The sequence below is a fragment of the Novosphingobium sp. PASSN1 genome, assembly GCF_002278815.1.
On record NZ_NKIS01000006.1, the window covers coordinates 160,510 to 182,625 of the forward strand.

Sequence of the window (22,116 nt, forward strand, 5' to 3'; positions counted from 1 at the left end):
TTCCCTTAGTCTATAAAGCGATAATCGTACTGGATCTGGTTGGCGAGCCGGGTGTTTCGATTGATGAACTGCGCGATATATTCGTGCAGGCCCTGTTCGAAGATCGCGTCGATGGTGATCGTGTGCAGATCGCAGTCCGCCTCACGCAGGATGGCGTGCGCCGCCGTTTCCCCGCCATATTCGCGCGCGAGGTGCGCGAGGTTGCTGCGCAGTTTGCCGTAGCAGAATGCGAGGGAGCGCGGGAAGCGGCTATCGAGAATGAGGAACTCGGCAATCCCGCGCGCTTCCATGCGGCCCGCGTTGAGCCAGCGGTAGGCGCGTTCGCCGGCGAGCGAGCGCAGCACGTTTTCCCACTGCACGTTGTCGAGGCTGGAGCCGACGTAGGAGATCGAGGGCAGGAGCACATAGTATTTCACGTCGAGGATGCGCGCGGTGTTGTCTGCCCGTTCGATGAAGCTGCCGATGCGCGCGAAATTGTAGATCTCGTTGCGCAGCATGGTGCCTTCCATCGCGCCGCGCACCTGGGTCGATTGGCGGCGGAGCGTGTCGAGCACATCGCCGAGGCGGGTTTCGGTGACGGGGCGGGCAAGCAGTTCGCGCATCTTCAGCCAGCTGTCGTTGACCGATTCCCACACCTCGCGCGTGATCCCCGCGCGGACCATGCGCGCATTGGTGCGGGCCATCTCGCACATGGCGAGGACGTTGCCGGGGTTGTCCCGATCGCGCAGGATGAAATTGATGACATTGTGCCCGGCATAATCGCTGCCGAACTTCGCTTCGTACAAGGCGCGCAGGCCGAGCGTGATGATGACCGAGCGCCATTCGTCGCTGGCATCGCGCGCATCGCGGGTGAGCGCCATGCGAAAGCCCGCCTCGATCAGGCGCGCGGTGTTCTCGGCCCGCTCGAGATTGCGGAACAGCCAGAAGATGCCGTTGGCGGATCTTCCCAGCATCAGTCGTCCAGCACCCAGCTGTCCTTGGTGCCCCCGCCCTGCGACGAGTTGACCACGAGCGAGCCCTTCTTGAGCGCGACGCGGGTCAGGCCGCCGGGGGTGATGTCGATCGCGCCGGGGGACATCAGCACGAAGGGCCGAAGATCAACATGGCGCGGGGTGAGGCCCGAGCGGCCGAGGATGGGGACGGTGGAAAGCGAAAGCGTGGGCTGCGCAATATAATTGTGCGGCCGCGCGGCAAGCTTGGCGGCGAAGGCGGCGATTTCCTTCTTGGACGAGGTCGGCCCGATCAGCATCCCGTAGCCGCCCGAGCCGTGGACTTCCTTGACCACCAGTTCGCTGAGGTGTTCGAGCACGTATTTCAGCGCATCCGGCTCCGAACAGCGCCAGGTGGGGACGTTGGGCAGGATCGGTTTCTCGCCGGTGTAGAACTCGACGATTTCGGGCATGAACGAATAGATCGCCTTGTCGTCCGCGATGCCGGTGCCCGGCGCGTTGGCGATGGTAATCCCGCCTGCGCGGTAGACATCCATGATGCCCGAGACGCCGAGCTGGCTTTCCGGGTTGAAGGTCAGCGGATCGAGATAGTCATCGTCCACCCGGCGATAGAGCACGTCGATCGGCGTGTAGCCTTGCGTGGTGCGCATGGCGATGCGGCCGTTCTCGATGCGCAGATCGCTGCCTTCGACGAGTTCGGCGCCCATCTGATCGGCAAGAAAGGCGTGCTCGAAATAGGCGGAATTGTAGATGCCGGGGGTTAGCACCGCGACGACCGGCTGGTGGCCCTTGGCCGCAGGCGGCAGGCAGGCGGCAAGGCTGCGCGCGAGGCGGCGGGGATAGTCCGAAACTTCGCGCACGCGCACCCGCGTGAACAGTTCCGGGAACATCGCCATCATCGTCTCGCGGTTCTCCAGCATGTAGGAGACGCCCGATGGGGTGCGCGCGTTGTCTTCGAGCACCATGAAATCATCCTCGCCGGTGCGGACGAGATCGATGCCGACGATATGGGTATAGACCCCGCCGGGCGGCGTGAAGCCCACCATCTGGGGGAGGAACGCGGGGTTCTTTTCCAGCAGGCGCGCGGGCAGGCGGCCGGAGCGGACGATTTCCTGCCGGTGGTAAAGATCATGCAGGAACGCATTGAGCGCCCGCACCCGCTGCTCGATCCCGCGCGAGAGGCGGCGCCACTGCTGCGCGGTGATGATGCGCGGCACCATATCGAACGGGATCAGCCGTTCCTCGGCGTCCTCGCTGCCATAGACATTGAAGGTGATGCCGGTGCGGCGGAAGAAGGCTTCGGCCTCCGTGCCCTTTCGGCGAAGCAGATCGGCAGGTTGTTCGTCGTACCACTCGCTATACCCGCGATAGGCGGGGCGCACCGCGCCATCGGCGGTAAACATCTCATCATACGATGAGGGCGAGGCGGCGTTCATGCGATCATCCCAATGAGGGGAAGCTTGCACAGCGCGGAGGCTTTGCCAAGCGCTATGCTGCACCTGCGAGACAAAAATGTAACCGATCTGCGCGGGAAAGTGTTTCGCCGCTTCGCGCTTGCCATGACGTCGGCTTGGTGACACGTTTAACCGGACAGCTAAATAATCGGGAGAGACACGCGATGGCCACGATCCATCACCGCACTTGCCACATCTGCGAGGCCAATTGCGGCGTGCTGGTGGAAGTGGAGGGCAGGCAGATTCTCTCGATCAAGGGCGATCCCGAAAACCCGCTTTCGCGCGGGCACATCTGCCCCAAAGCGACCGCGCTGGAAGACCTGCAGAACGACCCGGACCGGCTGCGCGCACCGCAGAAGCGCGTGGGCGAGAACTGGTACGCAATTTCGTGGGAGCAGGCCTTTGCCGAGATCGGCGAAAAGGCGCGTGCCATTCTCGCGCGCGATCCGGCCAGCACCGCGACGTATATCGGCAATCCCAACGCGCATTCCTATGGCAACGCGCTCAATGCGCATCACCTGACCAAGGCGCTGGGGACGAAGAACCAGTTTTCCGCCAGCACGGTCGATCAGATGCCGCACCAGGTGGCGAACCTCCTGCTGTATGGCCATGCCAGCATGTTCGGCATTCCCGATATCGACCGCACGGAGACGCTGATCATCATCGGCGGCAATCCCATGGCGTCCAACGGATCGGTGTGGACGGTGCCCGATTTCCGCAATCGCGTGCGCGCGTTGAAGGCGCGCGGCGGCCAACTGGTGGTGATCGATCCGCGCCGCACCGAAACTGCGAAGATCGCCGACCGGCACGTATTCGTGAAGCCCGCCAGCGATGTGTTTCTGCTGGTGGCGCTGCTGAAGGCGGTGATGGCGCGGCGGCCGTATCAGCCGGTGCAGGATTTCGTGACCGGCCTCGATGATGTGGCGGCGCTGCTCGCGCGGTTTGACGATGCGGCGTGCCTTGCGGCCTCCGGCGTTGCGGCGGACGATGTCGCGTGGCTGGCCGAACGGCTCACCAGCGGCCCCGCCGCGCTCTATGGCCGGCTCGGTATCGCGACGCAGCAGCACGGCACGCTGAACGCATGGTTGATTGCGCTGATCTCGATCGCGGCGGGGCAGCTTGACCGGGAGGGCGGGACAGTGTTTCCGATCCCCGCGCTTGATACGCTGGCGATGCTGCCGAAGGGATCGCTGGGCAAATACACCTCGCGCGTTTCGGGTTATAAATCGGTGCTGGGGGAGTTTCCCGCCGCCGCGCTGGCCGAGGAAATCGAGACGCCGGGCGAAGGCCAGATCAAGGCGCTGTTCGTGGTCGCTGGCAATCCAGTGCTCTCCACCCCCAATGGCCCGCGCCTTGATGCGGCACTGGCCGGGCTGGAACTGATGGTTTCGGTCGACATGTACCGCAATGCCACCAGCCGCCGCGCGCATTATATCCTGCCACCAACGGGGCCGCTGGAACGCGATCACTACGGCCTGTTTCTCCTGCCGATGGCCGTGCGCAACGTGGCGGTCTATTCGCCGCCAACGCTGGAAAAGGACGACCCTGCCGCCCTGCACGATTGGGAAATCCTGCGCGGGCTGGCCGCGGCGATCAGCGGCAAACCGGTGCAGGAACCGACCCCGCGCGAGGCGCTCGACAGCATGTTGCAAGGCGGACCCTACAAGGTCTCGCTCGCAGACGTGGAAGCCGCGCCCTCCGGCCTCGATTTCGGGCCGCCGAAAACCGGCATCCTGCCCGAACGCCTGCGCAGCGACGATCAGACGATTGGCTGCGCGGTGCCTGCCTTCATGGAAGCGCTGGCGGCGCTCGATGTGGCCATGCCCGAAACCGGCAAGCTCACGCTGATCGGGCGGCGGCACTTGCGCACCAACAATTCGTGGCTCGCCAACAGCCACCGGCTGACCAAGGGGCCGAACCGCTGCACCATGATGATCCACCCGGACGACGCGGCAGCGCTGGGCCTTGAGGACGGCGCGATGGCCGTGGTGCGCTCGGCTTCGGGCGAAGTGACGATCCCCGCCGAAGTGACCGACGACATGATGCCCGGCACCGTCTCGATCCCCCACGGCTGGGGGCACGATCTGCCGGGCATGGCGATGCAGGTGGCGCGGGGGCGTGCCGGGGTGAACGCCAATGCGCTGACCGAATCCGGCGCGCTCGATCCGCTTTCCGGCACCGCCGCGCTATCGGGCGTGCAAGTGGAAGTGGCGCGGGCGGCGGCTTAGAGCCAGGTCAGATCAGGCGGAAGCGTCGGCCCGTGCTTGACACGGGCCTTGGCTTTCTTCTTCACGCGCCGCGCCTGAAAAAGAGCCAAACCCCGTGTCAAGCACGGGGTGACGGATAAGGGATCAACCGCAAGCCATCGAAGTTTAGCCGCCCACGGGTCCGCCGGTTCCGGGCACTTCGCCTTCCTTGCCGGTGCAGGCGCCATTGTGCTTGGCGCTGAGCCCCATCGTCATCGCCATGGCCTTGCCGTTGGGGCCTTGCCCGTTGATCGCCATCGTCATGTCATAAGCATCAGCCGTGTAGGTGCCGGACATGGTGATCGCCTGCGTGCCGTTTTCGGACTTGCAGCTCATCTTCGAATCGATCTTGCCGCCGCCCATCGTGAAGCTGTCGTACTTGCAGCGCTCATCGGCCTGGCCGAAGAACTTGGCTTCGGGCTTTTCGGCTTCTTCCTTGCTGAGGCAGCTGGCGAAAGTACGGTCCTTCCCCATCACTTTCGACATCATGTCCTTCGCCTCTGGCGGCATGCCTTCCATGTCCAGCTTGATGAACTTCATCGTGGTTTCCCAGCGGCCCGGATTGAACTTCATCCCCGCGTCGGCAATCTTGCCTGCCACGCTGGAAACGCTTTCATTGCTGGCGGTGACGGTCTTTTCGCTGCCGCAGCCCGCCAGCGCGAGCGCGGCAGCCAAAGCAAAACTTGGGGCGATCATGGGCAGGATAGGCTGGCGCATCGGGGTGGATCCTCTCGTCGTCTGATCCAAGGGCTAACACCCGCGGCGCTGTTTTCCAATGATGCCCATCACACTTTGGACCAATTGCACGGACGTGGTTTGTTCCCCATATCAGGCGCATGGCCGAACTCGTGATCCGCAGGGGCTTGGAAGAGCCCGATACCTCTGACAACTTCGTGCCGCACAAGCCGGTGCGGCCCGAGAAATCGGAAGGCGGGCGGCCGTTCAAGGTGGTTTCGGACTATCAGCCGGCGGGCGACCAGCCGACCGCGATTGCCGATCTCGTCGCCTCCACGCGCGACGGGGAAGTGACGCAAGTGCTGCTGGGCGTGACGGGCAGCGGCAAGACCTTCACGATGGCCAAAGTGATCGAGGAATTGCAGCGCCCCGCGCTGATCCTCGCACCCAACAAGATCCTTGCCGCGCAGCTCTATGGCGAAATGAAAAGCTTCTTTCCGGAGAACGCGGTCGAATATTTCGTCTCGTACTACGACTACTACCAGCCCGAGGCCTATGTGCCGCGGTCCGACACCTACATCGAGAAGGAAAGCTCGGTGAACGAGGCGATCGACCGGATGCGCCATTCCGCCACGCGGGCGCTGCTGGAGCGGGATGACGTAATCATCGTCGCCTCGGTCTCGTGCCTCTACGGCATCGGCTCGGTCGAGACGTATTCGGCGATGATCTTCGATCTGAAGGTGGGCGACACGGTCGACAACCACGAGATCATCCGCAAGCTTGTGGCACTGCAATACAAGCGCAACGATGCGGCCTTCCAGCGCGGCAATTTCCGCGTGCGGGGGGATAACCTCGAAATCTACCCCTCGCACTATGAGGACATGGCGTGGCGCGTTTCGTTCTTCGGCGACGAGATCGAGGCGATTTCCGAGTTCGATCCGCTGACGGGCAAGGCGGGGACCAAGCTCTCCAAAGTGCGCGTCTACGCCAATTCGCACTATGTGACTCCAGGGCCGACGATGAAGCAGGCAGCGGACGCGATCCGCTTCGAGCTGACCGAACGGCTGAAAGAACTGGAAATCGAAGGCAAGCTGCTGGAAGCGCAGCGGCTGGAGCAGCGCACGAACTTCGATCTGGAAATGATCCACGCCACCGGCAGTTGCGCGGGGATCGAGAACTATTCGCGCTTTCTGACGGGCCGCATGCCGGGCGAGCCGCCGCCGACATTGTTCGAATACCTGCCCGAAAATGCGCTGCTGTTCGTCGATGAAAGCCACCAGACCGTGCCGCAGATCGGCGCGATGAGCAAAGGCGATCACCGCCGCAAGATCACGCTGGCGGAATACGGCTTTCGCCTGCCGAGTTGCATCGACAACCGGCCGCTGCGCTTCAACGAATGGGACGCGATGCGGCCGCAGACCGTGGCCGTTTCCGCCACGCCCGGCGGGTGGGAGATGGAGCAGGCGGGCGGCGTGTTTGCCGAACAGGTCATCCGCCCCACCGGGCTGATCGATCCGCCGGTGGAAATCCGCCCGGTGGAAGATCAGGTGCAGGACTGCATCGAGGAATGCCGCAAGACGGCGCAGGCGGGATATCGCACGCTCGTCACCACCCTCACCAAGCGCATGGCCGAAGACCTCACCGAGTTCATGCACGAGGCGGGCCTGCGCGTGCGCTACATGCATTCGGATGTGGAGACGCTGGAACGTATCGAACTGATCCGCGACTTGCGGCTGGGCGTCTATGACGTGCTGGTGGGCATCAACCTGCTGCGCGAAGGGCTGGATATCCCCGAGTGCGGGCTGGTGACCATTCTGGATGCGGACAAGGAAGGCTTCCTCCGCAGCGAAACCTCGCTGATCCAGACCATCGGCCGCGCGGCGCGCAACGTCGATGGGCGGGTGATCCTATACGCCGACCGCATGACCGGCAGCATGGAGCGCGCGATTGCCGAAACCGACCGCCGCCGCGAAAAGCAGCGCGCCTATAACGAACTCCATGGGATCACGCCTGCATCGATCAAGCGCGACATCCACGACATCGTGGCCGACACCGCGAGCCGCGACGGAGTGCTGGTGGAGATCGAGACGGAAGGCGGGGCCAACAACCTCGTCGGCCACAATCTGCGCGCCTATATCGAGGAACTCGAAAAGAAGATGCGCGCGGCGGCAGCGGATCTGGAGTTCGAAACGGCAGGCAGACTGCGCGATGAGATCCGGGCGCTGGAAGCGAACGAGCTTGGTTTGCCGGATGGGGAGAAGAAAGCGCCGATTGTGGGGCGGAGCAATGAAGGCAAGCCCGGGACGCGAAAGACGCGGTTTGGGAAGAGCCAGAAGAAGTGGGGGAAGTGATGGCCACCCTGTCCCGTCGCAAGCGCCAATCTATCCACCGAACTGCGCCTTTCCCTATCTTGCGCTGGCATTGAAATTGGGCTGCTTGGGTCCGATCTGGTTGGAAGAGCGATGATCGGGTCGCAGAAGGATGAAGCCTTGATTTCGCGTGTCGTGCCTCCCCTGCTGATGCTGATGCTGGCGGCGTGTTCATCCTCTTCGGCGACGCCGACCGATGGGCATGATGGTCCGGTGGATGGCGTGCGCGTGGCCATGCCGGCAGGCAGCCAGGCTCCCGCGCCGGTCCGCGCCGAGAATGCCAAGGGCGCGTGGGTTTCTGCGCCGGACGCCGCCCGCTTCGGCTATCCGGGTGAGGCTCCGCTGCTCTCCCTTGCCTGCCGCCAGGGTGCGCTGGTCGTCACCCGCAATGTGGCAGCGCCGATCGGGGCGGCGGCGATGTTTGCGCTGCAGGGGAGCGGCTATATCCTGCGCTTGCCGGTGGACGCGACGGCCCTGCCCGGCCAGCGCGGCTATGTGTGGCAGGGCGCGATTGCCGCCGATGACAAGCGGCTGACGCTGTTCAAGGCCAAGTTCGCGGGCACCCTGCCCGGCGGCGGACACATCGAAGTGCCCGCGAGCGACGTGCCCGGCGCGCTGATCCAGCGCTGCGCGGGCGTGCGGGGCTCCTAAAGCTTGCCGAATTTCGCTTCGTAGGCGGCAGTGTCTCCGCCTGCGAGGAGCTTGGCCTGCTCGATCCAGTTATCGCGCGTGGCGCGGCCTGCAAAGGCACCGAGCTGGGCATCGATGCGCGCCACATCCGCCTCGGTCCACTCGGCGATTTCAGCATAGCGCGTGACGCCCAGCGCGCGCAGCGCGGCGCTGATCTTGGGGCCGAGGCCCTTGATGCGGGTGAGGTCGTCGCCTTCGTCCGCCGCAGTTGAGGGCGCTTCAGCCATGATCGGCGGCGGCGTGATCGCGGCGGCAGGCGGCGCATCGATCAGCGCGCTGTTGCGCGCAGCGGGGGCCGCGCCTTCGGAGAGGACATCGCGGTATTCGCGCTTTTCAGGGAGCGTCTTGCGCCCGCGCAGCAGGAACACCAGCGCCAGCACGAGCACGACGGCAATGGCCCCTACCAGCACCGCGTTTGCCTGAATCCATTCCATCATTGCCAGCCCTCAGCCTCGCTTCACCGGGCACGCGCTTTCCCACGTGTGCCGGTGAATGCCAAGGGGGGTGTTTTCAAGGACGGGCGAGCGATCCGGCGAGGCTGACCAGCTTCACAAACTCGGCGCGGGAATAGTCGCCCGGATCCCCCGCCAGTGCGCCCACCTGCTGCCAGCCGAAACCCGCCAGCATCGGATCGCCGCGCAGCTTTTGCGCATAGGCGGCGACAGCCACGGCAAAGGCCATGTCGCCCCGTGGCGCGGCGGCGCTGGCGATCAGGCTGCGCGCGACGGGGCGCTCGATCAGGCGCGAGGCACTCTCGCCCGGCAGCTTGTAGCGGAGCTTCACGAAGGCAAGCTCGCTGCCCGCCGGGCCGGGCGTGGCGGGCGCTTCCTCATAGCGCCGCGGGCCGATCCAGCCGGGCGCGCCTGCGGGCACGATCTCGTAGAGCGCGGTGACTTGGTGGCCTGCGCCGATCTCTCCGGCATCGACCTTGTCGTTGCTGAAATCCTCCTCGCGCAGCGCCCGGTTTTCATAGCCGATCAGGCGATATTGCGAGACGGCGGCGGGGTTGAACTCGACCTGGATCTTTACGTCCCCGGCGATGGTGAACAAGGTGGAAGACATCTGCTCGGCCAGTACCTTGCGGGCCTCCAGCGCGCTGTCGATATAGGCGTAGTTGCCATTTGCGTGATCGGCGACCTGCTCCATCATCGCTTCGTTATAATTGCCTTGCCCGAAGCCCAGCGTGGTCAACGTGATGCCGCTATCGCGCTGCTTTTCGACCATTTCGAGCAGGGCCTTGGTGTCAGAGACGCCGACGTTGAAATCGCCGTCGGTGGCGAGCACGATGCGGTTCACGCCGCCCTTGATGAAGCTGCCACGCGCGACTTCGTAGGCCAGCTGCAGCCCTGCGCCGCCCGCTGTCGAGCCGCCCGCGGACAACTGATCGAGCGCGGCCCGGATCAGCCCCTTGTCGTTGGTGGGCGGAAGGACGAGGCCCGCCGCGCCAGCATAGACCACGATGGAAACGCGGTCCTCGCGCTGCAGTTCCTCCGCCAGCCCGAGCAGCGCGGTTTTTACCAGCGGCAGCTTGTCCGGATCGTTCATCGAGCCTGAAACATCGACAAGGAACACCAGATTGGCGGGCGGGCGGCCCTCACGCGGCAGATCATAGCCACGCAGGCCCACGCGCAGCAGGCGGGTCTGCGCGTTCCACGGGGTGACGGCCATGTCGGTCGTGACGCTGAAAGGGGCCTCGCGCTTTTGCGGCAGCGGATAGGCAAAACGGAAATAGTTGATCATCTCCTCGGTGCGCACGGCGTCCTTTGGCGGGAGCTGGCCTGCAGTGAGGAAGCGGCGCGTGTTGGCATAGGCGCCGGTATCGACATCGACCGAGAAAGTGGAAACCGGCTCGGCGCGGGTGAGATGGACCGGGCTGACGTCCTTGCCATCATAGCGTTCGCGCCCCGGATCGGCGGGCACGATGACAGAGGGCACGTGGATGTAGCGGCCTTCCGCCCGCATCGCCTTGCCGACCATCATCGGGGCGGGCGCGGCCATTTCCGGCGGCGGCGGAGGAGGAGACGGCGGGGGCGGCGGGGGCGGCGGCGCGTTCAGCGCATAAGCGTCGGCATTGGTTGCGGCGCGGGTCGCCGTAACGACGACATCACCGCTGTTTTCGGCCACCTTGTCCTGCTGCGCGGCGCATCCTGCCAGCAGCGTGCCGGCCATCAGCGCGGCGGTTCCCATCCTCTGTGCCATCGGGTCGGTCCTTCCCATCGAGGTTTGAAGCCCCCGGAAGGAGAGACACGACTCTTGCCGTGAACGCCGACTGAACGTGCCGGGCGTGCGACGAAGCGAAGATCAGAGTGTCTGTTTGCGGAACAGGACGCGGTCTTCCGGGCCGAAACCGCGCCGCCAGATGACGAGACCGTAGACCCCGAGGATCGCCGGAATGCCGATGGCGAGCTCCACCCATTCGGGCATGAACTTCATCGCCATGCCCACCAGCACCGCAGGCGCAGCCGCCCAGAGCAGCGCCCAGCGCCAGTTGCTGATGGTTTCGCCCAGCAGGCTGCCAAGCAGCCATGATTTCGCCAGCGAAGCACAGGCCAGCGAGATGGCCAGCGCTGCTGCTGCGCCTGCCGCCTGCCCCAGCGGATCGAGCCCGGCACGGCGCGCGGCCAGCATCAGGCCGATGGTGAGCACGCCTTGCAGCATGATTGTGGCGAGGCTGATCCACAAGTTGCGCAGGCGCGCGATGTAGATCAGCGCAGCCTCGCTCACCACGGCGGTGGCGGCGGCGACTTCGGCGGCGAGGAGGAGCGCGAGGGCAGCGGTTCCGGCAACGAAGCCCGGCCCAACCAACCCCATCACCGCCGCCCCCGGAATGCCCAGCGCGAGCGCCACCCCGGCCTGCGCGGCAATGATCCAGAAGCCGACCTGGCAGACCTGCCGCGCCACGGCGGGGAAGTTACCGCTTTGCAGATTGCGCGTGATCACCGGGCCGAGGATCGGCTCGAAGCTGGTCTTGAGCTTCTGCGGCAGCGTGGCGACTTGCTGCGCGACGTAATAGATGCCCACCACCGCGGGCGGCACCTGAAACACACCGAGCAGGAACAGATCGAGCTTGCGGGTGCCCCATTCGATGGCATCGGCCCCCGCCAGCGGCAAGTTGCTGCCCGCAAGCCGCAGCAGGTCTATCGGGCGCGGCGACCAGTGGCGCGGCACGCCATAGCTGCGCAGCAGGGGCACGAAGGCGGTGAGCGTAGCGGCGAAGATCGAGGCGACATAAGCGAGGATCAGCCCGGATTCGCGGATCGGCAGGAAGGCCATGCCCGCCAGCCAGACGAGGCCCGCGACAATCGACAGCGTCCACGGCTCCACCACCGAACGCGCGCGCACCGTGGCACCGACATCGAACCGGTAGGCCAGCGCCGCCAGCGCGATATCGCCCAGCGCCAAGGGCACCACCGTGAGCGGCAGCAGGCGCTGAAGCTGGGTGTAGTGGCCGCTGGGGAACATCGGCGCGGGGAAGGCATAGAGCAGCACCGCAAACAGCGCCGAGACGAAGCCCGACACGAGCAGCGCATCCGCCACGACTTCCGCACCTTCGCGATCATGCTTGGCAAGCTGCTGGGCAAGGCCGCGCTTCTGGCCGAGCGTGGCAAGCTGCGCCGCGAGTTCGACCGCGATGGTCGCGGAGGCAAAGCGCCCCAGGTCTTCCGCGCCATAGAGGCGGCCCGCGATGAACAGGAACGGGATGCGCGCAGCAAGCCGCAGCAGGAAGCCGAGGAAATTGGTGCGCCCGCCTTTGGCCAGCGCGGCAATGTCCTGCTGTTCGGCGGAAAGGGGCGCGGCGGCGGGTTCAGCCAAGCGGGGCCTCCGCACGCAGGGGGCGAGCGAGCAGCTGGGCGACGAGGCCGCGCGGCGAGACATGCCCATCGAGCAAGGCGGCAACGCCCTCGGCAATCGGCATCGCGATGCCGCGTTCGGCGGCGAGGCGCGCGAGGACGGGCGCAGTGAACGCGCCCTCGGCCACCGTGCTGCGCTCCGCCAGCAGGGCCGCCGCACCGCCGGTGCGGTCGCCCTCTGCGCCGAGCGCCATGCCGAGCGCGAAGTTGCGGCTTTCGGAGGAGGAGCAAGTCAGCACGAGATCGCCGAGGCCGGACAGCCCTGCCAGCGTTTCCGCCTCCGCGCCCAATGCGAGGCCGAGGCGCTGCATTTCGGCAAAGCCCCGGCTGATCAGCGCGGCGCGGGCATTGGCACCAAGGCCCAGCCCTTCGACGACGCCGCAGGCAATCGCCAGCACGTTCTTGACCGCGCCGCCGATGGACGCGCCGATCACGTCTGCCGAGTAATAGGGCCGGAACGCGGGGCGCGCGATGACCGGGGCGAGCCGCGCCCACTGCGCTTCGCCGCCCGCGCAAGCGAGCGTGACGGCGGTGGGCAGGCCGTCTGCCACTTCATGCGCGAAGGTGGGGCCGGAGAGGACGGCGAGCGCGGCATCCGGCGCGGCGGCGGCGGCGACTTCGCTCATCAGGCGGCCGGTGCCCTGCTCGATACCCTTGGCGCAGAGCACGATATCGCAGCCTTGCGGCGCAAGCTGGCCGAGCACCGCGCCGAGATGCTGCGCCGGGGTGACCATCAGCAGCACCGGCAGCGCGGCGAGATCGGCCAGCGCGCCGGTCGCGCGGATCGAAGGATGAAGCCCGGTGCCGTGGAGGAACCGCGGGTTGCGGTGCTGCGTGTTCACCGCCTCGACCACATCGGCCTCACGCGCCCAGAGCAGGACTTCGCGGCCATCGCTAGCGAGCATCTGCGCGAGCGCGGTGCCCCATGCGCCGCCGCCGATGACACCGACTTGTGCTCCAGACCGGGCGCTCATGCTTTCACTCCTGCGCCGCGCACCGGCTGCGCATCGGGATCGAGCGGCCAGCGCGGGCGCGCCAGCGCGTCGAGCGGATCGGTGAACCCGGCGGCGAAGCGTTCGGCCCCGGCCCAGCCGATCATCGCGGCGTTATCGGTACACAGCTTGGGCGGCGGCGCGACAAGCGGGAGGCCTGCATCGGCGGCCAGTCCGGTGAGCGCGGTGCGCAAGGCGGCGTTCGCGGCGACCCCGCCCGCGACGACCAGCGCGGTGACCGGGCCGGAAGCCGCCAGCGCACGGCGGGTGCGGTCGATCACGCAATCGATGGCGGCCTGCTGGAACGAAGCGGCGATATCGGCGGGCGCGTGGATGCCCGCATCGCGTGCGCGCATAACCGCGCTCTTGAGGCCGGCGAAGGAAAAGTGCGGCTCTGCGCTGCCCATAAGCGGGCGCGGCAGCGGCACGGCTTTCGGATCGCCTTCGCGCGCCAGCCGTTCGACTGCGGGGCCGCCGGGAAAGCCGAGGCCGAGGATCTTCGCGGTCTTGTCAAACGCTTCGCCCAGGGCGTCATCGATCGTGGTGGCGAGGCGGCGATATTGGCCAAGGCCGCGCACTTCGAGGATCTGGCAATGCCCGCCCGAGGCGAGGAGCAGCAGATAGGGGAAGGTGAGCGCCGGCTCCGCCAGCCGGGCAGACAGCGCATGGCCTTCGAGGTGGTTCACCGCGATCAAGGGCTTGTCCGCCGCCATCGCCAGCGCCTTGGCGGTGACAAGGCCGACCATCACGCCGCCGATCAGGCCCGGCCCGGCGGTGGCGGCAATCGCGTCCATATCGGCCAGCGTCAGGCCTGCATCGTTCAGCACCGCGCCGACCATGGGGGCCAGCGTTTCGGCATGGGCGCGCGCCGCGATTTCGGGCACGACGCCGCCATAGGGGCGGTGCTCTTCATCCTGCGAGGCAATGCGCTGCGCCACGATGCGCGCGGCGAGCGTGCTGCCCGCCCCGTCGATCACGGCGACGGCGGTTTCGTCGCAGGAGGATTCGATGCCGAGGATCAGGGCCATGAGAGACTTTCCCTTAGAGACATTCGCAGGTACGGCAAGAGACGCATGAACACGCCCGCAACGCCGACCTTGTCGCCCTCGCCCGCCAACCCGCTCAAGCTGGGCACGCGCCGCTCTCCGCTCGCCATGGCTCAAGCCGAGGAAACCCGCCGCAGGCTCTGCGCCGCGCACGGCTGGGAAGAGGCCTGTGTCGAACTCGTGACGGTGGTAGCCAGCGGCGACCAGATCCTCGATCGCCCGCTGGCCGAGATCGGCGGCAAGGCGCTGTGGACCAAGGAGCTCGATGCCTGGCTGGCCGATGGCAGCATCGATTTTGCGGTCCATTCGATGAAGGACGTGGAGACCGAACGCCCCGCCACCCTGATGATCGCCGCCGTGCTCCCGCGTGAGGATGTGCGCGATGTGCTGGTGGGTGCAGAGAGCGTGGCGGCCATTCCGGCGGGCGCGCGCGTCGGCACGAGCGCGCCGCGCCGCGCCGCGCAGATGCTCCACGCCCGGCCCGATGTGACCGTCGTCGGCTTTCGCGGCAATGTCGCGACTCGCCTGGGCAAGCTGCAAGCGGGCGAGGCGGACGTGACGCTGCTGGCCGCCGCCGGGCTCAACCGGCTGGGCCAGAACGGCGTGGGCAGCCCGCTGGCTTCGGACGATTGGCTGCCCGCCCCCGCGCAAGGAGCGATCGGGGTGGAATGCCTCGCCGCGCGTGCCGATCTTGTCGCGCTGCTGGATGCCATCGATCACAAGCCGAGCCATGCCGCCATCGAGGCCGAGCGCGGCCTGCTGCGGGGGTTGGGCGGCACGTGCCACAGCCCCATCGCGCTGCTCACCACGGCAGAGGGCGATACGCTCACCCTGCGCGCCGCGCTCTATAGCCCCGATGGCGCGGAGCGGATCGAGGCCAGCGCCACGTTCCCGGCAGGCGACAGCCATGGCCCCGCCGCTCTGGCGCGGCAGTTGCTGGACGGTGCGCCCGAGGCGATTCGCCGCCACTTCACCGGCAGCTGAGGACACCGGGGATGGTCCCGGTCGTGGTGATCCGCCCCGAACCGGGCAATGCCGCAACCGTGGCCGCCGCGCGCGCGCTGGGCCTCGATGCGCGGGCTTTCCCGTTGTTCGAGATGGCATCAGTGCCTTGGTCGGTGCCCGATCCTGCGCCGTATCGCGCGCTTCTGGCCGGGAGCGCCAACGTGTTCCGGCTGGGCGGCACGGGGCTGGCGGCGCTGACCGGGCTTCCTGTTCACGCCGTGGGCGCGGTGACCGCAGAGGCCGCGCAGCAGGCGGGCTTCGCCATCGCCGCCATTGGTGAAGGCGGGCTTCAGCCGATGGCCGCCGCCTTGCCGCCGGGCCGCTATCTGCGCCTTGCGGGCGAAAAGCGCGTGCCGCTGGCCCTGCCCGAAGGCGTGGTGGTAGAGGATGTGGAAGTCTATGCCGCCGCTGGCCTGCCGCTGCCGCCTCAGCTGGCGGAACTGCTCGCGCGGCCTGCCGTGATCCTGCTTCATTCCGGGGAGGCGGCGGCGCATTTCGCCGCAGAATCGGCGCGGCTGGGCGTCCAGCGAGACCGAATTTCGCTGGCCTGCCTTGCCCCGCGAATCGGCGTGATGGCTGGCGAGGGATGGCAACATATTGAAATTGCAGAGCAACGCACCGATCACGCAGTGCTGGCACTCGCTGTTCAAATGTGCGAGAAAGTGTCACCAGAAGGACACTAACAACTGAAAAATGATCCTATGCAGGACATGACCTTTGGTTCGCCCCTAAACCTGCAACGCACCCGGTCCGGGCGCGGGCGGGTGGTGTTGCCGGTCCTCCTCATCCTTGCAGCGCTTGCGGGCGGCAGCTGGTACGCGTGGAAAACCGGGTGGCTCGAAGTCCATATGCCGGGGCTTGAGGCCCTGCCCGCCCCCACGCCATCGGCCACGATGTCGCAAGCCGCCGCACAGACCACCGCCAATCTTGCCGCAACCGACGCCGCGCTGACGGCCGCGGCCGCCAAGGTTTCCGCGCTGGAACAGCGGCTGGCCGAGCTGAACCAACAGGCCATGGCCGCCGCCGGGCAGGCCGGGCAAGCCGAAGCGCTGCTCGTGGCGTTTGCCGCGCGCCGCGCCATCGAACGCGGCCAGCCGCTCGGCTACCTCGAAGCGCAGCTGCGCGTGCGCTTTGGCAGCACCCAGACGGCGGCAGTGGACCGCGTGATCGCGGCGGCGCAGAAGCCGGTGACGCTGGCGCTGCTGCGCGAGGATTTCGAGAAGATTGGCCCGCAATTGATCGGCGGCGCGGCCAGCGAAGGCACGTGGGACTGGATCACCCGCCAGATGGGCGAGCTGTTCGTGATCCGCCGCGCCGACAGCCCCTCCCCCACTGCCGAAAGCCGCGCGGCGCGGGTGCGTGAAGCGCTGGCCGGGGGCCGCATCGATATTGCCATTGCCGAAGCCGAGCGCATGCCGGGCAAGGAAGCAGCGACCGAATGGCTCGCCCGCGCGCGCGATTATGCGATGACAGAACACGCGCTGGACCAGCTGGAAACAGCGGCGCTGTCGTTCCCGCCGACACCGCCGGTAGTGGTGAAGCCCGATGTGGCAGCGCCGGCTGCGACGGCCTCGCCCGCGCCGAGTACCCCCGCAGCCTAGGCCGGTTGCAGCAAGCTCGGCAGCGCGCCGCTCATGCCGCGCGCCTCGTCCATGAAGAAACGCTTGAGCGCAGGAATGCGCTGGACGCCGGCCATGCCGATGCGGCGGATCGCCGACGGGATGCGGCCCGGCACGCCAAACAGCCGCGTCAGCACGTCCGTCGCCGCCGAGACCATGAACGTATCCGCCGCGCGCCAGCGTTCGTAGCGGGCAAGCACTTGCGCATCGCCCGGATCGAGGCCGAGGCGCATCCCGTCCGTCAGCACCTCGATCAGCGCCGCCACATCGCGCAGACCGAGGTTGAGGCCCTGGCCCGCAATCGGGTGCATCCCGTGCGCGGCATCGCCGACCAGCGCGAGCCGGTCTGATACCATCTTCGCGGTGTGGTGGAAATTGAGCGGCCAGGAAGAGCGCGGCCCCATCAGCCGCACTTCGCCCAGCACATCGCCCATGCGTTCCTGCACCGCGCTGCGGAACGCGCCATCGGGCAGCGCGAGGATGCCGGGCGCGTCCTTGTCGCCCACTGTCCACACCAGCGCCGAGCGGTGATTGCCGTCTGCATCATCAAGCAGCGGCAGCAGCGCGAAAGGCCCGGCGGGGTAGAAGATTTCCCACGCGACATTGCCGTGCGGCTTGGAGTGCGCGAGGCCGACGATCATCGCGCGGTGGCCATAGCTCCAGCGCGCAGGCGTGAAGCCCGCCTCATCGCGCGTGGGCGAAGCGCGGCCTTCCGCGCCGACCATGAGGCGGCCCTTGATCGTGCGGCCATCGGCGAGCGTGACGCTGACCCCATGCGCATCGCGCTCCCGCTCTGCCACGTGGGCATTGGGGAGGAAGGTGATCAGGCTTTCCTGCGCGGCGGCGGCGTACATCGCGGTCCTGAGATCGCGGTTGGCGAACATGCGGCCGAGCGTGCCATCGCCGGGCTGGGGCTGGAAATCGATCCGGCCGGGCTTCATTCCGTCGGTCACCGCGATGGAATCGATCGGGCAGCCGAGCGGTTCGAGCGCATCGCCAAGGCCGAGGTGGCTATAGAGATTCCAGCTGGCGGTGGAGATCGCGGAGGCCCGGCCATCGAAGCCATCAGCAGTCTGCGCGGCGGGATCGGAGCTGTCGATCACACAGCTGGGGATGCCCGCCTTGGCCAGCCCGATGGCCAGCGTCATGCCGACCAGCCCGCCGCCGATGACCACGATATCGGAATGGAGGGTATCGCTCACTTGGCAGCTCCGCAGGTATTGCCGGTTCCGGCATCGAGATCGAGGCAGCGTCCATCGAACGCCCCCGCAGGCACGGGCAGGCCGATGAGCGCGGCAAGCGTCGGCGCAATGTCCACCGTTTCAACCGGGCTGGGCTGTTCGAAGCCGGTCATACCCCCCCGCCAGAACAGCATCGGCACGCGCCGGTCATAATCCCACGGGGAGCCGTGAGTGGCGACAAAGCCCGGCCCCGGCGCGGGGATCGGCACCACGCCGCGATGGAGCATGAGCACGAGATCACCCGAACGCGGACGATAGAACGAGGCCTTGGCGCGCGCGATCAGGGGCCATGTCTCGGGCGAGCCGGTGGGCGCGGGCGACGCGGCGATTTCATCGGCGGTGAAGGCCGCCGCGACTTCGGGATTGGCGAGCAATTCGGCCTTGAGCGCGGCGAGCGCGCGGGCCTTGTCGTCGGCGGTCAAGTCGCGGCGCAGCCACACGTCGCCCGAAGCGCCATCGGAAAGGATCAGGCCTTCCGCCGCCAGCCCGGTCTTTGCCGCGACCGCTGCGCTCAGCGCCTCGGGCAGCAAGGTCTTGCTCACGCGGTGGGCGGCGGGCAGCGCCTGCTCGCCCAATCGTTCGGGCATATCGAACCCGCCATGATCGGCGGTGAGCACCACGGCATAATCGATGCGGCGCTGATCGAGCGCGATGAAGAAGTCACCGAGCGCGAGATCGAGTTGCTGGAGCTGGATGCACATTTCCGCGCCTTCGGTGCCAAAGGCATGGCCGACATAATCGGTGGCGGACAGGCTGACCGAGAGCACATCGGGCACATTGTCCTTGCCGAGGTTCTGTTCGTCGAGCAGTTCAGTCGCCAGATCGAGCGTGGCGCGATCGAGGCGGGGCGAGGAACGGAAGCTGCCCTTGTCTCCGGCGGCGAGCGCGAAGTGGCCGTTGCCGACCGAGAACGCGCCGAGCGGCACTGCGCGGTCCTTGGCCTTGCACCATTCGGGCAGGGGAAGTTCGGGCGCACCTTCAGCCAGCACAGGTGCCAACGACTTGTTCTCGTTCACCGCCGCCGCGCTGAGCGTGCGGCCATCGAGCGAGGTGAAACCAGCGCCCTTCCACCAGTAGACCGCATCGATCGCATGGCCGCCCATCATCAGCGCGCCGCGATCCTTGCCGGAGACGGCGACATTGCGGCTGGCGGGCCAGAGCGCCTTGATGCGTTCACCCAGCGTGGGGACGAGGAGGTGGCCGACCGAGGCGACATAATCCTTGGGATCGGCGGCTGTGGCCGTCTCGTCCTCGGCGCAATAGACGGTCTTCTTGGCGCGGCCAACGGACTGGTCGATCCAGGTGTTGGCGATCACGCCGCTGCGCGCGGGGTGGACGCCGGTGAGGATGGTCGAGTGACCGGGGCAGGTTTCAGTGGCCGCGTGGCTCTGATAACCCGAAGGAAACACCGCGCCCGTGGCCAGCCGGGCGAGGCCGCCGGTGAAGTGCGAGCGATATTGCGCGAAGAGATCGGCGGAGAACTGATCGATGGAGATGGCGACGATCAGGCGCGGGGCATTGGCGGCGGGCTGAACCGCTGCGGGAGCGGGAGCAGGCGCGGCCTTGGCGGCGTGGTGCTGCGCCGGGCGCGCGGCGCAGGCGTGGGGCAGCGCGAGGGCAAGCGCCAGCGCGGCCGCACCGAGTGTGGCGGGAAGGATTTTGCGAGACGCCATGGGGTAGTTTCCTTCAGCCGGGTCCAGTGCGGACTCGCCGGTCCAATGCCTTGATACACTTGCGTGATGGCCCTGCCCGCCCGCAATCGCAAGAGGCTGCGCGCAAGCGCTGCACCTGCGGGCTGCACCAGAGGATCGGCGTAAGCCGGTGGCCAAGATCGCGGGGGTGGGATAGATGCAGGGCATGTCAGTTCAAAGAAGCCTGATGGCCCTTTTCGCCGCACTGTGGCTCACACTCGGTTCGTTTGCCGCATCGGCGCAGCCCGCGGCGGGACCGGCGCATATCCGCGCCTCGCTGCTGGCAGAGCGGCCTGCGAAACCCGGCGAGACGGTGACGCTGGCGGTGCTGATGCAGCCGGACAAGGGCTGGCATGGCTACTGGACCAATCCCGGCGATGCGGGCCTGCCGATTTCGCTGGAATGGACGCTCCCGCCCGGCGCGAGCGCCGGGGCGCTGCAGTTCCCCGTGCCGCAAACGCTGCTGGTGCAGGGCCTGATGAACCACGTCTACGAGCATGATTATGCCGTGCTCGTGCCGTTCAGCGTGCCCAAGGATGCCAAGCCAGGGACCACACTGCCGATCACGGCGAAGGCCGATTGGCTCGCCTGCACCGAAGCGATCTGCGTACCGGAAAGCGCGACGTTGCAGGGCACGGTGACCGTTGGCGAAGGCCCGGCCGATGCGCGCTTCGATGGCTGGCGCGCGGCGCTGCCCGCGCCGCTGGACCGGCAGGGGACGTTTGCCGCCGCGCCCACCGGCTGGCGCATTGCCATGCCGTTCCCGGCGGGTGCCGCCATTGGCGAGCCGCACTTCTTCATTCAGGCTGAGGGCGTGGCGGACTATGCCAAGCCCCAAGCGTTCAGCCGGGTGGGCGATACGCTGGTGATCGAGCTGGCCAAGGCCGCCTTCCCCGCGCCCGAGCCGCCCGCGACGCTGGCCGGGGTGCTTTCGCTGGGCAACGGGCCGGATGGCAAGCCGCTCGGCGGCATCGCCTTTGCCGCTGCGCCGGGCACCGTGCCGACGGGCGGGACGCCGCTGGGCGCCGGAAATGCGCCCGCGCCGTTTTCCGCGGTGACGCTGGTGCTGGCGATCCTCGGCGCGCTGGCGGGCGGGCTGGTCCTCAATGTCATGCCCTGCGTGTTTCCGATCCTCAGCCTCAAGGCGATGGCGCTGGCGCGGTCCGGCAGCGATCATGCCAAAGTGGAAGGCGTGGCCTATACCGCAGGCGTGATGCTGGCCTGCATGGCGCTGGGCGCGGCGATGCTGGGCTTGCGCGCGGCGGGGACGCAAGTGGGCTGGGCATTCCAGCTTCAGGATCCGGGCGTGGTGGCGCTGCTGTTGCTGCTGGCAACCGCGATCACCGCAAACTTTGCCGGGCTTTATGAACTACCGGGGCTTTCCCTTGAAAGCAGCGGCGGCGCAGCAAAAAGTGGCTGGCTGGGCGCGTTTGGCACCGGCCTGCTGGCGGCGTTTGTAGCCACGCCCTGCACCGGGCCGTTCATGGCCGCCGCCGTGGGCGCGGCGCTGATCCTGCCGGCATGGGCTGCCATGGCCGTATTTGCCGCCCTGGGCTTTGGCCTTGCGCTGCCGTTTCTGCTGCTGGGCTTCGTGCCCGCGCTGCGCCGCCTGCTGCCCAAACCCGGCGCATGGATGGAGCGGTTCCGCCGCGCCATGGCCGTGCCGATGGGGCTGACGGTGCTGGCGCTGTGCTGGCTGGCGTGGCGGCTGGGCGGGCCTGCCTATGCGGCGGGGGCCATCGCGCTCGCCGTGCTGGTCGTGGCGCTGCTGATCACCATCGGGCGCACGCAGCGGCGCGGGGTGAGCTCGGCGCGCTGGGCGCTGCCGGGGAGCATCGCGCTCGCCGCGCTGGCGCTGATCGCAGCGCCGCGCCTTGCCGCCGAAGGACCGGGCGGCGCGGTGGAAGCAGGGCTGCTGGGTGCCAAGCCCTTCAGCGAAGCCGCGTTGGCGCAGGCGCGCGCGGCGGGCAAGCCCGTATTCGCCTACTTCACCGCCGACTGGTGCCTATCGTGCAAGGTGAACGAGGCCGCCGCCATCGAGCGCGATACGACGCGTGATGCCTTCAAGAAGGCGGGCGTGGTGGTGCTGGTGGGTGATTGGACGCGGCGCGATCCCAAGATCACCAGCTTCCTTTCGGCGCAAGGCGCGGCGGGCGTGCCACTCTATCTGTGGTATCCGGCGAAGGCTGCGGAGCCGCAAAAGCTGCCGCAAGTGTTGAGCGCGGACTTCATGGCCGGGCTGCCGGGGGGAAATAAATAGGGACTGTCCCTATTTTAATGCCCCCGG

General features: G+C 67.3%; 17 protein-coding genes. 7 read left to right on the forward strand and 10 right to left on the reverse strand.

The window, feature by feature from the left end; all coding sequences use genetic code 11:
- Window positions 1-5: 5 nt before the first annotated feature.
- Entirely contained in the window at window positions 6-953 is a 948-nt protein-coding gene (locus tag CFE35_RS11880) for an alpha-E domain-containing protein (protein WP_292930810.1), read from the reverse strand.
- Window positions 953-2,386 (reverse strand): circularly permuted type 2 ATP-grasp protein, encoded by a 1,434-nt coding sequence (locus CFE35_RS11885; protein ID WP_292930811.1) that lies wholly within the window; start codon window positions 2,384-2,386, stop codon window positions 953-955. The genes CFE35_RS11880 and CFE35_RS11885 overlap by 1 nt, the downstream gene beginning before the upstream one ends.
- Window positions 2,387-2,568: 182 nt before the next feature.
- On the opposite strand from CFE35_RS11885, the gene CFE35_RS11890 reads away from it, so the two are divergent.
- Window positions 2,569-4,632 (forward strand): molybdopterin oxidoreductase family protein, encoded by a 2,064-nt coding sequence (locus CFE35_RS11890; RefSeq protein ID WP_292930812.1) that lies wholly within the window; start codon window positions 2,569-2,571, stop codon window positions 4,630-4,632.
- A 144-nt stretch (window positions 4,633-4,776) separates the two neighbouring features.
- Here CFE35_RS11890 and CFE35_RS11895 read toward each other — a convergent pair whose 3' ends face one another.
- The gene (locus CFE35_RS11895; RefSeq protein WP_292930813.1) at window positions 4,777-5,367 is read right to left on the reverse strand and encodes a DUF3617 domain-containing protein; all 591 of its coding nucleotides are present in this window, start codon (window positions 5,365-5,367) and stop codon (window positions 4,777-4,779) included.
- A 119-nt stretch (window positions 5,368-5,486) separates the two neighbouring features.
- On the opposite strand from CFE35_RS11895, the gene uvrB reads away from it, so the two are divergent.
- Together uvrB and CFE35_RS11905 are read left to right on the forward strand one after the other, a co-directional pair.
- Entirely contained in the window at window positions 5,487-7,676 is a 2,190-nt protein-coding gene (gene uvrB / locus CFE35_RS11900) for an excinuclease ABC subunit UvrB (protein ID WP_292930814.1), read from the forward strand.
- 111 nt (window positions 7,677-7,787) lie between these two features.
- The gene (locus tag CFE35_RS11905; protein WP_292930815.1) at window positions 7,788-8,345 is read left to right on the forward strand and encodes a hypothetical protein; all 558 of its coding nucleotides are present in this window, start codon (window positions 7,788-7,790) and stop codon (window positions 8,343-8,345) included.
- Here the strand turns inward: CFE35_RS11905 and CFE35_RS11910 are convergent.
- The 5 genes from CFE35_RS11910 to tsaD form a co-directional block, all read right to left on the reverse strand.
- A complete protein-coding gene (locus CFE35_RS11910) occupies window positions 8,342-8,821 on the reverse strand; it encodes a hypothetical protein (RefSeq protein ID WP_292930816.1) in 480 nt (159 codons plus the stop codon). The two genes, CFE35_RS11905 and CFE35_RS11910, sit on opposite strands and share 4 nt — an antisense overlap.
- A gap of 73 nt (window positions 8,822-8,894) precedes the next feature.
- Window positions 8,895-10,583, reverse strand: coding sequence for a VWA domain-containing protein (locus CFE35_RS11915; protein WP_292930817.1), 1,689 nt, complete (start codon window positions 10,581-10,583; stop codon window positions 8,895-8,897).
- A 102-nt stretch (window positions 10,584-10,685) separates the two neighbouring features.
- Window positions 10,686-12,197, reverse strand: a complete 1,512-nt coding sequence (locus CFE35_RS11920) for a lipopolysaccharide biosynthesis protein (protein ID WP_292930818.1) — start codon at window positions 12,195-12,197, stop codon at window positions 10,686-10,688.
- Window positions 12,190-13,209: an NAD(P)H-dependent glycerol-3-phosphate dehydrogenase gene (locus tag CFE35_RS11925; RefSeq protein ID WP_292930819.1), complete on the reverse strand. Its 1,020-nt coding sequence runs from the start codon at window positions 13,207-13,209 to the stop codon at window positions 12,190-12,192. The genes CFE35_RS11920 and CFE35_RS11925 overlap by 8 nt, the downstream gene beginning before the upstream one ends.
- A complete protein-coding gene (tsaD, locus tag CFE35_RS11930; RefSeq protein ID WP_292930820.1) occupies window positions 13,206-14,255 on the reverse strand; it encodes a tRNA (adenosine(37)-N6)-threonylcarbamoyltransferase complex transferase subunit TsaD in 1,050 nt (349 codons plus the stop codon). Before tsaD ends, CFE35_RS11925 begins: the two co-directional genes overlap by 4 nt.
- A gap of 45 nt (window positions 14,256-14,300) precedes the next feature.
- Between tsaD and hemC the strand changes: the two genes are divergently transcribed.
- From hemC to CFE35_RS11945, 3 genes are read left to right on the forward strand one after another with little or no spacing between them, the layout of a single operon-like run.
- The gene (gene hemC, locus CFE35_RS11935) at window positions 14,301-15,257 is read left to right on the forward strand and encodes a hydroxymethylbilane synthase (protein WP_292930821.1); all 957 of its coding nucleotides are present in this window, start codon (window positions 14,301-14,303) and stop codon (window positions 15,255-15,257) included.
- An 11-nt stretch (window positions 15,258-15,268) separates the two neighbouring features.
- On the forward strand, window positions 15,269-15,961 hold the full coding sequence (locus CFE35_RS11940; RefSeq protein ID WP_292930822.1) for a uroporphyrinogen-III synthase: 693 nt from the start codon (window positions 15,269-15,271) through the stop codon (window positions 15,959-15,961).
- 27 nt (window positions 15,962-15,988) lie between these two features.
- Window positions 15,989-16,879: a hypothetical protein gene (locus CFE35_RS11945; RefSeq protein ID WP_292930823.1), complete on the forward strand. Its 891-nt coding sequence runs from the start codon at window positions 15,989-15,991 to the stop codon at window positions 16,877-16,879.
- Here CFE35_RS11945 and CFE35_RS11950 read toward each other — a convergent pair.
- Window positions 16,876-18,099 (reverse strand): UbiH/UbiF/VisC/COQ6 family ubiquinone biosynthesis hydroxylase, encoded by a 1,224-nt coding sequence (locus CFE35_RS11950; protein ID WP_292930824.1) that lies wholly within the window; start codon window positions 18,097-18,099, stop codon window positions 16,876-16,878. The genes CFE35_RS11945 and CFE35_RS11950 overlap by 4 nt on opposite strands.
- A complete protein-coding gene (locus CFE35_RS11955; RefSeq protein WP_292930825.1) occupies window positions 18,096-19,811 on the reverse strand; it encodes an alkaline phosphatase family protein in 1,716 nt (571 codons plus the stop codon). Before CFE35_RS11955 ends, CFE35_RS11950 begins: the two co-directional genes overlap by 4 nt.
- Before the next feature lie 205 nt (window positions 19,812-20,016).
- Here CFE35_RS11955 and CFE35_RS11960 point away from each other — a divergent pair, with 205 nt between their 5' ends.
- A complete protein-coding gene (locus tag CFE35_RS11960) occupies window positions 20,017-22,089 on the forward strand; it encodes a protein-disulfide reductase DsbD domain-containing protein (RefSeq protein WP_292930826.1) in 2,073 nt (690 codons plus the stop codon).
- Window positions 22,090-22,116 lie beyond the last annotated feature (27 nt).